The following is a 12952-nucleotide window of genomic DNA, read 5'->3' as shown; positions in this document are numbered from 1 at the left end:
CCTTGTTTTCAGACGGCCTATAACAATCCGGCAAACTCAAAAAACGCCCGATACGCCGCCGTTTTCTTGTCAAAACCCAAAGGATACGCGCGCGAAGTGGACGGCAGCCGCGTGAGCGTTAGGGCGCGGCCTTGATAAACATAATCAATGGTTTCGCCCGTTTTCGGCAGTTCGGTTTTCTCGGGCAGCAGACCGAGCAGCACTTCCGTGGCTTTGCCGCCGGTAGTAAACAAATGCCTGCAATGCGGCAGCTTGTGCAGCACCGCGGCCAAATCCACCGCTTCGACCACTTTCAAAAACTTATCCGAAGCGTTGTCCTGTCCGCGCACAGCTTTCCACACCGTCGGACAAGATGCAATGCCGCGCTCATGTAAAAAAGCAATAATCTTTTCCCTATCAAAGGCTTTTTCAGCCGGCCTTTGAAAATGCGTTTTGTCGCCGAAAAACACCTCGCCGTAAATGCGCCACATATCGTTTTGAAAATTCGGATAATGAAACTGCATGGCACGTTTGTCTTCTTTGGGCGGAAACGTGCCCATCATCATCACCGTCGCATTGGGTGGCAGAATCGGCGCAAAAGGATGGGTTTCAACAATAGGCTTGCCGTTCATCGCTACGCATCCGCTTGTATCACGGCTTGCAAAAATGCCGCCATTTTTTCCGCATTTTTAATACCGCCGCTGCTTTCCACTCCGCCGGACACATCCACCGCCGCCGCGCCGCTGATCCGAACCGCTTCGGCCACATTGCCGGCGTTCAAACCACCTGCCAACACCCACGGTTTGTCGCGGTAACCGGCAAGCAGCTTCCAGTCGAACTGCAAACCCGTGCCGCCATATTCGTCGGGGTGATAGGCGTCAAACAACACCGCGCGGGCATGGGGAAATTTGCTTGAGGCCGTCTGAATGTCTACCGCGCTTTGCACGCGCACGGCTTTCAAATAAGGGCGGTCAAACCGGCGGCAGAATTCATCGTCTTCATCGCCGTGAAACTGAATCGCATCAATCGGCACTTGGCGCAGCGTTTCGCGGATCTGCCCGGCTGTTTCATTGACAAACAACGCCACCACGGTCACAAACGGCGGCAGCGCGGCTACAATCTTTTGCGCCTGTTGGATATTGACCGCGCGTTTGCTCTTGGCGAAAAACACCAATCCGACCGCATCGACGCCCAACTGCGCGGCAGCGCGGGCATCTTCGGGGCGGGTAAAACCGCAGATCTTGGTTCGGATTCGGGTCATGCGTGTTCCTTAGGTTCAGCTTTTCAGACGGCCTATTATAAAGCAAAGGCCGTCTGAAAAATAAGCGGTTTTGCGGCAGCGCAATCAACAAAACGTATTTCCGCATTACAATACGCTTTTTATTCAGACGGCCTCATCATGAATTACCTTGCTTGGAACGGCATTCCCAGTCTTACCGAACTCGTGCGCACGCTCGAGAGCCATGCTAAACCGCTTTATTGGGCGGTGTGCCTGCCTGCGCGGGAAATGCCGCTATTCAGGCCGTCTGAAAACCCTTGCGCCTTAGAGCAGACTTTAGCCGGAGCCATTGCGCGCAAAATCGGCTGCCTGCAATTCAATGCCGTGAATGTGCTGGCGAATGTGTTGCCCGATGTGCATTTGTGGCTGGTGCCGTCTGAACATGCTGCCGATATTCAAACGCATTTTCCGCACGCCTTGCAATGGCAGACCGCCCCCGTCACGCAACGCGAAACCGCTGTCAAACCCTGGTTCAGCCCGATTGAGAACCAAGCCAAACCCACCGGCGCCATCGTCATCGGTGCGGGCATAGCCGGAGCAGCCACCGCGCGGGAATTGGCCGAACACGGCGTGCGCGTAACCGTGCTTGAAGCCAAACATATTGCCAATGGCGGTTCGGGCAACCGCCAAGGTTTGCTGTATGCCAAAATCTCGCCGCACCCGACCGAGCAAACCGAATTGCTGCTGGCAGGCTATGGCTACACGAGGCGGCTGTTGGCCGATTTGCTGCCCGAACAACACGCTTGGGGCGGCGATGGCGTGTTGCACGTCAATTTTAATGAAGCCGAGCGCAAGCGCAATCAGGCATTGGGTTTGCAGCGCCATCATGCGCATTTATACCGCTCCGTTTCCCAACAAGAAGCGGAGGAACTCGCAGGCATGGATGTCGGTTCAGACGGCCTCTATTGGCCGCACGGCGTGTGGCTCAATCCGCCCGCTTTGGTGCGCGCTTTATTGGAACATCCCTTGATTGACGTGCACGAACACGCACCGCTGCTTTCGGCGGAATTTGACGGCACGGCTTGGACGGCGCACACCACACAAGGTAATTTCACCGCACAACACCTGATTTACTGTATGGGCGCCCACAGCCCTAACGCGCCCGAGCGCAACGTTTCCAAACTGCCGTTCCGCCAAATCCGCGGCCAAACCGGCGTCGCCAAAGCAAGCGCGTTTTCGGCCAGGCTGCGTTGTGCCTTATCAGGCGAATGCTACGTCAGCCCGAGCTGGCAGGGGCAACACTGCTACGGCGCGACGTTTGTTCTAAACAGCAGCGATGAAGCGTGGCATCAACACGAAGAATCGGTAAACCGTGCTGCCTTGCATGATTTACATCCGGTTTTGGCTGATTCGCTGTTTTCAGACGGCCTCAATCCCTTGGCTGAAGCCGGCGGCCACGCGGCTTTACGCTGCGACAGTCTGGATCATTTGCCGATGGTCGGCGCGGTGGGCGACATTGCCGCCATGCAGGACGTGTACGCCAAACTGGCTTTGGACAAACATTACCGCCTCAACGCCCCCTGCCCTTACCTGCCCAATGTCTGGCTCAACACCGCCCACGGCACGCGCGGTTTAGCGACTGCGCCGATTTGCGCCGCATCGCTGGCCGCGGAAATCTTAAACCTGCCCCAACCTTTGCCGCCACGCCTGAAAGCCGCGCTGCATCCCAACCGCGCCGTGATTCGGGCAATTATGCGCCATCAGCCGCTGTTGTGAAGATAAGCCGTCGGCACCCCATCTGCCTCCATCCCGCAATTTACCCGCCAGATACTTACGTTTGACACTATGAACAAAAAAATCATAACAAATCAGTGATTTTTTCTAAAAATCAATATTTTTCAGACGGCCTTGGAAACCTTTACGCATAAAATCAGGTCTGAATGAAAATCTGACAACTAAACATCACATTATCGGGCAGATTGATTTAAAATATTCCAAGTAATTATTCATATCTTAAAAAATTATGCGTTATTACGGTACTATTGTCCGTTGGAACGAAAGCCGCCGCTTCGGTGCAATACGTGAAGAAAGCACCGAAAACGAAATATTTGTCGCGCTTTCCGCATTCAACGGCAACCCCGATGGCCCTTTTGAAGGCCAGCGGGTTTCCTTTTATCTCGCCAAAGGCCGCCAAGGCCGCAGCGAAGCCCAAGATGTGCGCTTTGCCGATGACTTTGACGATGAGGCCGAATCATCATTTTATGCAGCCTACCGCAAGCAAGGCTGCCCTTCGCGTGCAGGCGGTGTGTTGCTGGCGATTTTATTAGTTGCGGCGCTACTTGGCGGCGCTTGGTACGGCTGGCAGGTTTGGCAAAACCACCGCGCGCAAACGGTTCACACTACCAAGCAGTCCGATTCTATGGTTGCCACCATTGCTGCGTAAATGGAAGCCGAACGCAAAGCATGGAATCATGCCGTCAAACCGCCTGCTTCATCCAAGCCGTCAGCCCAATTCAGCTGCGACGGGCAGCAATAGTGTGCGCAGATGAGTTCGCGTGAAGAAGCCGAATTCTTTATCCGCCATTGCCCGGACACCAAAATGGACGGTGACAACGATGGCATTCCGTGCCAAGACGACAGCCGCCGGTGGCCTGAAGCCTTTCAAACCCTGATTCGGACATAGCTCGAAGCAAACACAACGCATAACGAAGAAATGTGCCAAAGATGGCGATTTTCACAATTCTCAATATACCTATTAAAGGCCGTCTGAAAAAATAATCCTTTCAGACGGCCTTTATGCTGTCTTAAAACGCCGGTTTCCCTTAAAATACCGCCTGAACAAATGACCGCATGATTTGCATTTATTTAAGAGACTGAAACACCATGAATTTACACCAAACCGTAGCGCGTGAAGCCGAAGCCGCTTTCGCCGCCGCCGGTATTGCCGGTGCGCCTGTTGTGTTGCAACCGGCCAAAAATGCCGACTTCGGCGATTTCCAAATCAACGGCGTGATGGGTGCGGCCAAACAGGCCAAGCAAAATCCGCGCGAACTGGCGCAAAAAGTGGCCGACGCGCTGGCCGGTAATGCCGTTATCGAATCTGCCGAAGTGGCCGGCCCCGGCTTTATCAACCTGCGTTTACATGCTGACTTTTTGGCACAAAACATTCAGATGGCTTTAAACGGCACCCGCTTGGGCGTGGCTGAAAATGCCGAGCCGAAAACCGTGGTTATCGACTATTCTTCACCGAACTTGGCCAAAGAAATGCACGTCGGCCATTTGCGTTCCAGCATCATCGGCGACAGCATTTCGCGCGTATTGGAATTTTTGGGCGACAAAGTTATCCGCCAAAACCACGTCGGCGACTGGGGCACGCAATTCGGCATGCTGGTGGCCTACATGGTGGAGCAGCAAAAAGACAATGCTGCGTTTGAGCTTGCCGATTTGGAACAATTCTACCGCGCCGCCAAAGTGCGCTTTGACGAAAGCCCGGAATTTGCCGACACAGCCCGCGAATATGTGGTGAAACTGCAAGGCGGCGATGAAACCGTATCAGCCTTGTGGAAGCAGTTTGTCGAGATTTCCTTAAGCCACGCGCAAGCCGTTTACGACACGCTGGGCTTGAAGCTGCGCCCTGAAGACGTGGCGGGCGAATCGATTTACAACGACGATTTGCAGCCGGTGGTCGATGACTTGGTGGCGCAAGGTTTGGCGGTTGAAGATGACGGTGCGAAAGTGGTGTTTTTGGAAGAATTCAAAAACAAAGAAGGCGAACCGGCCGCGTTTATCGTGCAAAAACAAGGCGGCGGCTTTTTGTATGCCTCCACCGACTTGGCTTGTATGCGCTACCGTGTCGGCCGCCTGAAAGGCGAGCGCTTGCTGTATATCGTTGACCACCGCCAAGGTTTGCATTTTGAACAACTTTTCACCACTTCGCGCAAAGCCGGCTACCTGACGCCAAACGTAGAAGCGGAATTCATCGGCTTCGGCACCATGATGGGCAAGGACGGCAAACCGTTCAAAACCCGTTCGGGCGACACGGTGAAGCTGGTGGATTTGCTCGATGAAGCGGTCGAGCGCGCCACTGAGTTGGTGCGAAGCAAAAACCCTGATTTGAGCGCGGAAGAAGTGGATCAAATCGGCCAAACCGTCGGCATCGGCGCTGTAAAATACGCCGACTTGAGCAAAAACCGCACCAGCGATTATGTGTTCGATTGGGATGCGATGTTGGGCTTTGAAGGCAACACCGCGCCTTACCTGCAATACGCCTACACCCGCGTGCAAAGCGTGTTTAAAAAAGCCGGCGATTGGGATGCGGCCGCCCCTCCGGCCTTGACCGAGCCTTTGGAAAAACAACTGGCGCTGGAATTGCTGAAATTTGAAGACGTATTGCGTAGCACCGCCGAGAGCAGCCACCCGCACTACTTGGCCGCCTATCTTTACCAAGTGGCAACATTGTTCTCACGCTTCTACGAAGCCTGCCCGATTCTGAAAGCCGAAGGTCAGGCGCGCAACACGCGTTTGCAGTTGACCAAACTCACCGGCAACACGCTCAAACAAGGTTTGGATTTACTCGGTATTGAAACGCTGGATGTGATGTAAGCAGCGTCATGCAATTAAGGCCGTCTGAAAAGGTATTTTTCAGACGGCCTTTTTGCTATTATGCCACTTTATTTCTTTTAAGATACTTATGAACCGTTATCATCTGATGCTGGCAATAGTCAGCGCTGCCCTAATTTGGTCGGGCATCAACCCGAAAGACTACCCGACTTGGGGCTTGGAAGTATCTCCGGCCGTTATCGGCGCGGTTTTGCTGCTGGCCACTTACCGCCGCTTCCGCCTCAGCGATTTTGCCTATTGGGTGATGACGTTTCACGCAGTGGTATTGATTGTCGGCGGGCACTACACTTATGCCGAGGTGCCGCTGTTTGACTGGCTGAAAGAACCGATGGGCTGGGAGCGCAACAATTACGACAAACTCGGCCACTTTATGCAGGGCTTTTCACCGGCAGTCATCGCAGCAGAAATTTTATGGCGAAACCAAGTAGTCACCAGCCGGAAATGGTTGGTTTTTCTCAGCTTTTGCGTGTGCATGGCCATTAGCGCGGTATATGAATTGATTGAATGGCTGGCAGCAGTCTTGGGCGGCCAAAGCGCGGAAGCATTTTTAGGCACGCAAGGCTATGAGTGGGATACGCAGGCCGATATGATGTGGTGCGGCATCGGCGCTTGTGTGATGTTGGCTTGCTTGCTTTGGAAAAATCATTTTAAAACAAATGCGTTGAAATAACTAAATTTTAGAGGCCGTCTGAATAAAAATGTTTCAGACGGCCTTTTATCTTAAATCAAACTTATTTCACCGCTTCCGGCATGCCTGAAGAATGGTGGCTGGTGATGAGCCAGTTTTGGCCGTCCCATTTGTAGGTGAAGGTATAGCGTGCAGGCACTTTTTTGCCGTTGGCGTAGGTGAAGGTATAGATGCCGGCGTCAAACGCGGTATTGCAGCCGATTTGGATTTGGCGGCTGTTGATCACACCTGACGGGCGGTTCGGCAGCCAATGTACGAAATAATCTTCTTTCTCGGCAGCAGTCAAACGCGGCGTGTTGGATACGGTTGGCAGCAAAATCGATTTAGGTGCGTAGTTGGCCACCACTTTTTTCTCGTCACCGGTTTTCAAGGCATCATTCCAGCGTTCAAATAAGGCAACGATTTCTGCTTCGCTGGTCTTTTTGCAGGCGCGTTCGCCTTGGTGGTGTTTGTGCGCTTTGTCGTGTTTGTGTGGGGCGGCACAAGCGCTCAACGCCAAAGCAGCAGATACGGCCATCAAAATGGTGGATTTTTGCAGCATAAGTTGCTCCTATGATTTACTGGTGATAAATGGCGATGTCTGTCATGACGATTAGTACATCTACTCTAATCATAACATAGGTTTTTGATTTGCAGTAAAAAAATCCGCCCGACCGTATTATTCACATGGTCTATTCATCTTGAATATTTACGGCACTTCATGCCCCAAAGCAGCTGAATATACGTTAATCCATGCTTCTTCGCTGAAGCGGATGGTAAGGGCATCGGCCGCATTTTTCACACGCTCGATTTTTCCTGAACCCACAATCGGCATCATGCCGCTCGGATGGTTAAGCAACCAAGCATAGGCCAGCGTGTCGATGCGGGTTTCGTTGTAGGCTTCGCCTGCCTGCAACAAAGCTCGCGCAACGCGTTGGCTTCGTTCATCGCCATCATCAAACAATGCACCGCCGGCCAAAGGTGACCATGCCATCGGTTTGACGCGTTTTTCCAAGAGATAATCCAAGCTGCCGTCTTCAAATGGCGCAATATGCAAAGGAGAAACCTCGATTTGGTTGGTAGCCAAAGTTTGGTTGACATACGATTGCAACATATTGAATTTTTGGGCAGAATAGTTCGATACACCAAAATAGCGTACCAAGCCGCGCGAATGCAGATTATCAAACGCGGCCGCCACTTCTTCAGGATTCAGGCACGGCGACGGGCGATGCATCAGCAATAAATCGAGATGGCCGCAATTCAATTCTTTTACGGAACGCTCGGCCGACCAGATAATGTGTTCGGCGCTGTTGTCGTAGTGTTTGCTTTTCATGTGCGGCATCGCTTCGTTGGGGAATGAAATACCGCATTTGCTCACAATCGTCATTTGATCGCGCAGGCTTTTTTCTAATTTCAACGCCCCACCAAACTGCCCTTCATTGATGAAACCACCGTAACACGCGGCATGGTCGAAAGTATTAATACCTAAATCCAACACCTCATGAATCAGCTTCACATAGCCTTGCGCATCTAATTGCCATTCATGCGCACGCCAATAGCCATGCACCAAACGGCTCATGCTTAAATCTTGGTTAATGGTATAGTAATGCATATCCGTTCCTTTATGTTTTGTAAAGAGAAAGGCCGTCTGAATCATATTCAGACGGCCTTGAGATTATTATTTCGAATTACGCTCCAAGAGCCAGGCTTGTGCTTCAGCCACATCGTCAAAATATTTCGGATGCTGGTTGGTAATCAGACTGGATAAACGCGCGCCGAGCTTAATCCAAATATCGTCGGTCACCACCGCCACGCGGCCGAAATCGTCTTCATGTTCGTTTAAAAACTTAATCTGCTCCACCGCCATATCAATGGTGAAATCTTTCAAAAGCGTCATATCCAAGAGCATATCGGGCAGGCGGATTTTTTGTTTGCAGTTAAGCAAAGCCTGCTCCAACTCGCGGAAATCATCCAAGGTAAATTCGTTGTATAAGGCCACATTCAGGCCGTAAGACTGCTCGCGGATAGAAATCATGTTTTGCTCCTCGTTTTATTTGAAAAAAGCCGCTTAATCCAAACCGGCTTAATACCGCTTAATACACCACTAGCCACAATAATAATCATACCGAGCACTTCCTGCCAAGTGATTTTATCGCCTAATAACCACATACCGGACAAAGCAGCAAACACCACTGTCAGATATGACAACGAGGCCACGGTAAATTTGTTACCCACTTTATAAGCATGAGTCATACACAACTGCGCCACCGTCGCACTGACACCAATGCCCAGCAAATAAGGCGCACTGCCCCACGACAAAGCATGCCAGCCGGAAAGACTTGCCCACACCGCCGACACGGCCATGCCGGTAACCGACAGGAAAAACACCACGCGCCAACCCGGTTCGCCCAGAAGTGACAACTCGCGCACCTGCATATACGCCCAGCCCGACATCGCGCCGCCGGCCAAACCAATCAGCGCCGGAAACACCTGACCTCTCTCAAACGACGGGTTCAGCAACACCACAACGCCGATAAAGCCCAATACCAATACCGCCTGCGTATACAGAGCGATGTGTTCTTTCAACACCAATAAAGAAAACACCGCCAAAAAAATCGACGAGGTATAGCCCAGCGTTACGCCCGTGGCCAGCGGCAAATGCATCACCGCATAAAACAGGCACAACATCGCCAAGGTGCCGACCACGCTGCGGTTGAGATGCAGCTTCCAATGCGGCGAGCCGAATTTCTCACCGCGCATTTTGGCCATCAAGCCCAACACCAGCGCGGCAAAACTCATGCGCCAAAACACCAGCTCGCCGCTGTTCAAACCAAATTCCTGCGAAGCCGCTTTGATGCACAGGTTCATAATGGTAAAACCCACTGCGGCCACAATAATCCAAGCGGAGCCGAGCAGGTCTTTGTTGCTTTCGGTCATGTTGACAGAGTTCAAAAAATTAATCAGTTAATATTATAACAAAGGCCGTCTGAAAATATGCGGCTCAATGGCATAAGCAAAAAATAATTCGGCGTTCAGACGGCCTTAATCCGCGAAAAATCCGATAATCTTCTGAATCGCCACGTCCATGTGTTTGGGTTGGGAAAACGGATGGTCTGCGCCTTCCACTGCAATCAGTTCGACCACATTGTTTTCAGCAAAGGTTTTCGACACACCGATGCCGATCATCTCGTCTGCCGTACCGTGCAGTATCAACAGATCATCCGCGTCATCCAAATAATCATGCCGCATCACATCCGCCGCCTGCAAAGCATCCAAAAAATCCTTGCTGATTTTCATTTTGCGCTCAAAGCCGAGCAACACTTCCTTACCTTTCTCCACCTTGCTGCGCTCGTCTGCCGACATATTGTCCAGTAGGGTCTGGTACATTTGAATCGCCGGCGCGCGCAACGCCACTTTGTGAAACGGATTACCGTTTTGCGCGATGTAATTCAGCGTGAGATAGCCGCCGAAACTGTTGGCATACGCATAAACGCGCTTGGCGCCAAGATGTTTTTGCGCATACTCAACCACCAAAGCCAAATAAGCAAGGCACTCATCTAACAGCAATTTTTTACGTGCATCCGCCCCATGACAAGGCCAGTCGAACGCCAACGCGGCATAATGGTGATACTTGGCCATCAAGCGTTCGCCGAATTTCACCGTCGAGCGGCCGTCTTTGCTGCTGCCGAAACCATGCATGACAATTACCACGTTTTCCACCGCATGCAGATCTTTTTCGTAAAATAATTTGCAACGCACACTGTAACCGCGCTCGTTGATGTCGAATAGTTTTTCCATATCAATTTACGTCATTTAATTCGTAATGATCAGTATGATAACGCTGTCGGCTTGCAGATAAAAGACTGGGGTCGTCTGAAAGTAGAATACTTTATTTTCAGACGGCCTTTCGTCCCAATAAATAAATCACCGATTTGGCATCATTGCCTTCGCCGGTGCGATAATGTTCGGCAATCAACCAATCCAAGCCGCGGAAGGCCGTCTGAATCGTGGGCAAATCAGCCAGCATGTTGATGTCGCTCGGCCCTTTATCCAATGCCGCCTGCTCAGGATGGAAAAATACACCGGCAAACAGGCCGTCTGAAACCAGTGCCTTAACAATGTTCTGCGCCACTCGGCTGCGCACCGGTTCGGCAAAATGGCAATTGACCGAACTAATCAGCGCATAGGTTTCAGACGGCATCGCCATCCGGGCAACATCGGCGACACGTGCGGCAAACTCTACGCTTTTCAACGCCGCCAACTTTTGCGCCTTGGCAATGCCCACCTCTGACAAATCCACCCCTTCCGCCTGCAAACCCTGCTGCGCCAGAAACACACCGTTGCGCCCTTCGCCGGTCGCCAAATCCAATGCACGCCCTGTTTTGGGCAAATGTGGCTGAATGCGGCGGATAAACTCATGCGGTTCGGTGCCGAAAATAAATTCGTCGGCAGCGTAGCATTCGTCCCATTTGTTCATAACACTCTTTCCATCGGAAAAAGCGTATTTTAACGCAAAAGGCCGTCTGAAAAATCACTTTCAGACGGCCTCGATTTAAGCATTTCAGTTGATTAATCCATCAATCATTTCCTGCACGGTTTTGATTTTATCGATGGCGGAAATGCCGTTGCCCACCGACACATAGCCGTGTTCAAAATTGCCTTCCAGCATGCCTAAACGCATGCCTGTGCCGGCGTTCATCAGTTTGGCGATTTCGCTGCGCGGCGCACCGCTTTCGCTCAATTCAAAACATTGTTTGGCCAATTCGGTCGGCAGCGAGCGATAGTAATAAGGCTCGGTGCGGAACAGCAATAAATCATTGGCGCTTGAGTCCACAATCCAATCTTTCACTTTTTCGCTGGCGCGGCATTCTTCGGTGGCGATAAAAGCCGTGCCAATCCACACGCCTTCTGCACCTAAGGTATAAGCCGCCTGCACGCTGCGTTTATCGGCAATGCCGCCCGCCAACATCATCGGCAAATCGACTTTACCGACAAATTCGGCCAATACGGAAAAACTGCCTATTTCTTTCACCGGCAAGGTGCCGCCTTCATCAAAACCGGTCAACACCAAAATGTCCGCGCCCAATTCCTGCGCTTTCAAAGCATCGGGTAAATTCGGATTCGGCAAACGGCAAATGATTTTGATGCCGGCCTGTTTGAATTTGGCGTAAATCTCTGGGTCAAGTGCGCCATTATCCAGCACCACAGGTACACGCTCTTCAATAAACAAATCCACCATATGTGGAATCAGGGAAAAATCGTAAGACACAATAAACGGCACGCCAAACGGCTTGTCTGTCAGCGCTTTCACTTTGCGAATCTCATTGCGCATACGCTCAATCACGTCTTCATTGGAAGTCGGATTCGTGGTCTGCCCTGCGTGTGGCGCCAAAAAACCCAAACCGCCGGCTTCAGCCACTGCCGCCACCAAGCGCGCGTCGGTCAGCCAAGACATCGGCGCTTGCACGATTGGGTGTTTGATATTCAGGATTTCGGTAATGCGGTTTTGCATGATATTTTCTCGTTTCTTGATTAGGATGGGTGTATTTTATATTTCTAAAATAAAAATAAGAATAGCGATAAATCGAAATATAATTTTCATTATTGGAAACCTTAAATCATAAACATGCCGTCTGAAAAATTTCAGACGGCATGTTTTTACTTCTCGATTGAGAACAGGCTGATTCAAATGTCTTACAAAGGCTTATGAATCTTAAAGCCGCCGTCCACCAAAATCTCAGCCCCTGTGATGAATTTGACTTCATCGCTTGCCAAAAACAGCGTGGTATGTGCCACATCGAGCGGGTCGCCCATGCGTCCAAGCGGGTTGAAGCTGGCGATTTCTGCCAATTTTTCATCGCCGGAATACTGCTTGGCCATAGGGGTCAAAATCGGGCCGGGCGATACTGAATTGACACGGATATTGTATTTGCCAAGACGTAAAGCCATGGCACGGGTCAAGGCATCAACCGCCCCTTTGGACGCCGAATACGGAATGCCGGCAATGCCTTCGCTGCCACGTGTACGCCCAGCGTGTTGATATTGACAATCGCGCTGATGTCGTTTTTCTTCATATAAGGCACAACGGCACAAATCCCCAAAAACGCCCCTTCGGCATTGTCTTTCATCACTTTTTGCCATTCCTCCAAAGATGCATTTTCGTATTTCCAGTCTTTTCCGCCAATGGCGGCGTTATTGGCCAAAATATCAATTTTGCCGAATTTAGCCACAACTTCTTGGGTAACGTTTGTCCAAGACTGCTCGTCTGCGATGTCGTGGACAATACCCAACGCCACATGCCATATTCTCCTTGAATGTCGGCAACCAAATCTTTAATCGCCTGCTCTTGCACATCGGTAATAATCACGGTCGCACCTTCACGGGCAAACACCCGGGCGGTCGTCTCGCCCATGCCGCTGGCGGCGCCGGTAATAATGGCGGCTTTATTGGCTAATCTTCCCATATTC

The 12952-nt window shown here is 51.3% G+C and carries 16 protein-coding genes and 1 pseudogene; 5 read left to right on the top strand and 12 right to left on the bottom strand.

Annotated elements, in window-relative coordinates; genetic code table 11:
• Positions 1-17: 17 nt before the first annotated feature.
• Together ACFPVS_RS03215 and ACFPVS_RS03210 are read right to left on the bottom strand one after the other, a co-directional pair.
• The gene (locus tag ACFPVS_RS03215) at positions 18-611 is read right to left on the bottom strand and encodes a DNA glycosylase (protein WP_096295470.1); all 594 of its coding nucleotides are present in this window, start codon (positions 609-611) and stop codon (positions 18-20) included.
• A 2-nt stretch (positions 612-613) separates the two neighbouring features.
• Positions 614-1240 carry a phosphoribosylanthranilate isomerase gene (locus tag ACFPVS_RS03210; protein ID WP_096295471.1) on the bottom strand — a complete coding sequence of 209 codons (627 nt, stop codon included), beginning with the start codon at positions 1238-1240 and terminating at the stop codon, positions 614-616.
• A gap of 138 nt (positions 1241-1378) precedes the next feature.
• On the opposite strand from ACFPVS_RS03210, the gene mnmC1 reads away from it, so the two are divergent.
• The 5 genes from mnmC1 (at position 1379) to ACFPVS_RS03185 (ending at position 6488) form a co-directional block, all read left to right on the top strand.
• Positions 1379-2974 carry an FAD-dependent 5-carboxymethylaminomethyl-2-thiouridine(34) oxidoreductase MnmC1 gene (gene mnmC1, locus ACFPVS_RS03205; RefSeq protein WP_378595403.1) on the top strand — a complete coding sequence of 532 codons (1596 nt, stop codon included), beginning with the start codon at positions 1379-1381 and terminating at the stop codon, positions 2972-2974.
• 247 nt (positions 2975-3221) lie between these two features.
• On the top strand, positions 3222-3641 hold the full coding sequence (locus ACFPVS_RS03200) for a cold-shock protein (RefSeq protein WP_096295472.1): 420 nt from the start codon (positions 3222-3224) through the stop codon (positions 3639-3641).
• Positions 3642-3743: 102 nt separating this feature from the next.
• Complete coding sequence (locus tag ACFPVS_RS03195) at positions 3744-3881, top strand: excalibur calcium-binding domain-containing protein (protein ID WP_233572058.1); 138 nt, start codon at positions 3744-3746, stop codon at positions 3879-3881.
• 200 nt (positions 3882-4081) lie between these two features.
• Positions 4082-5800 (top strand): arginine--tRNA ligase, encoded by a 1719-nt coding sequence (argS, locus tag ACFPVS_RS03190; RefSeq protein ID WP_096295473.1) that lies wholly within the window; start codon positions 4082-4084, stop codon positions 5798-5800.
• 88 nt (positions 5801-5888) lie between these two features.
• A complete protein-coding gene (locus ACFPVS_RS03185; protein ID WP_096295474.1) occupies positions 5889-6488 on the top strand; it encodes a DUF2238 domain-containing protein in 600 nt (199 codons plus the stop codon).
• A 61-nt stretch (positions 6489-6549) separates the two neighbouring features.
• Here ACFPVS_RS03185 and ACFPVS_RS03180 read toward each other — a convergent pair whose 3' ends face one another.
• The 10 genes and pseudogenes from ACFPVS_RS03180 to ACFPVS_RS03135 form a co-directional block, all read right to left on the bottom strand.
• Entirely contained in the window at positions 6550-7047 is a 498-nt protein-coding gene (locus ACFPVS_RS03180; RefSeq protein ID WP_198345255.1) for a DUF4440 domain-containing protein, read from the bottom strand.
• A gap of 147 nt (positions 7048-7194) precedes the next feature.
• Positions 7195-8097, bottom strand: a complete 903-nt coding sequence (locus ACFPVS_RS03175; RefSeq protein ID WP_096295475.1) for an aldo/keto reductase — start codon at positions 8095-8097, stop codon at positions 7195-7197.
• A gap of 66 nt (positions 8098-8163) precedes the next feature.
• Positions 8164-8520, bottom strand: a complete 357-nt coding sequence (locus tag ACFPVS_RS03170; RefSeq protein WP_096295476.1) for a SpoIIAA family protein — start codon at positions 8518-8520, stop codon at positions 8164-8166.
• Positions 8517-9422, bottom strand: a complete 906-nt coding sequence (locus tag ACFPVS_RS03165; RefSeq protein WP_096296141.1) for a DMT family transporter — start codon at positions 9420-9422, stop codon at positions 8517-8519. The genes ACFPVS_RS03170 and ACFPVS_RS03165 overlap by 4 nt, the downstream gene beginning before the upstream one ends.
• A gap of 105 nt (positions 9423-9527) precedes the next feature.
• On the bottom strand, positions 9528-10283 hold the full coding sequence (locus tag ACFPVS_RS03160; protein WP_096295477.1) for an alpha/beta hydrolase: 756 nt from the start codon (positions 10281-10283) through the stop codon (positions 9528-9530).
• Between the two features lie 97 nt (positions 10284-10380).
• Positions 10381-10962, bottom strand: coding sequence for a class I SAM-dependent methyltransferase (locus ACFPVS_RS03155; protein WP_096295478.1), 582 nt, complete (start codon positions 10960-10962; stop codon positions 10381-10383).
• Positions 10963-11046: 84 nt separating this feature from the next.
• Positions 11047-11997: an NAD(P)H-dependent flavin oxidoreductase gene (locus ACFPVS_RS03150; protein WP_096295479.1), complete on the bottom strand. Its 951-nt coding sequence runs from the start codon at positions 11995-11997 to the stop codon at positions 11047-11049.
• Positions 11998-12179: 182 nt separating this feature from the next.
• Positions 12180-12434: an SDR family oxidoreductase gene (locus ACFPVS_RS03145; RefSeq protein ID WP_269768589.1), complete on the bottom strand. Its 255-nt coding sequence runs from the start codon at positions 12432-12434 to the stop codon at positions 12180-12182.
• An 8-nt stretch (positions 12435-12442) separates the two neighbouring features.
• On the bottom strand, positions 12443-12781 hold the full coding sequence (locus ACFPVS_RS03140; RefSeq protein ID WP_269768590.1) for an SDR family oxidoreductase: 339 nt from the start codon (positions 12779-12781) through the stop codon (positions 12443-12445).
• Positions 12782-12795: 14 nt separating this feature from the next.
• Positions 12796-12948: pseudogene (locus ACFPVS_RS03135) on the bottom strand (SDR family NAD(P)-dependent oxidoreductase); the annotation flags it as partial.
• Between the last annotated feature and the right edge of the window lie 4 nt (positions 12949-12952).

The sequence above is a fragment of the Neisseria weixii genome, assembly GCF_042658245.1.
GTDB classification, from domain to species: Bacteria; Pseudomonadota; Gammaproteobacteria; order Burkholderiales; family Neisseriaceae; genus Neisseria; species Neisseria weixii.
This window is presented reverse-complemented; position numbering and strand designations above follow the sequence as displayed.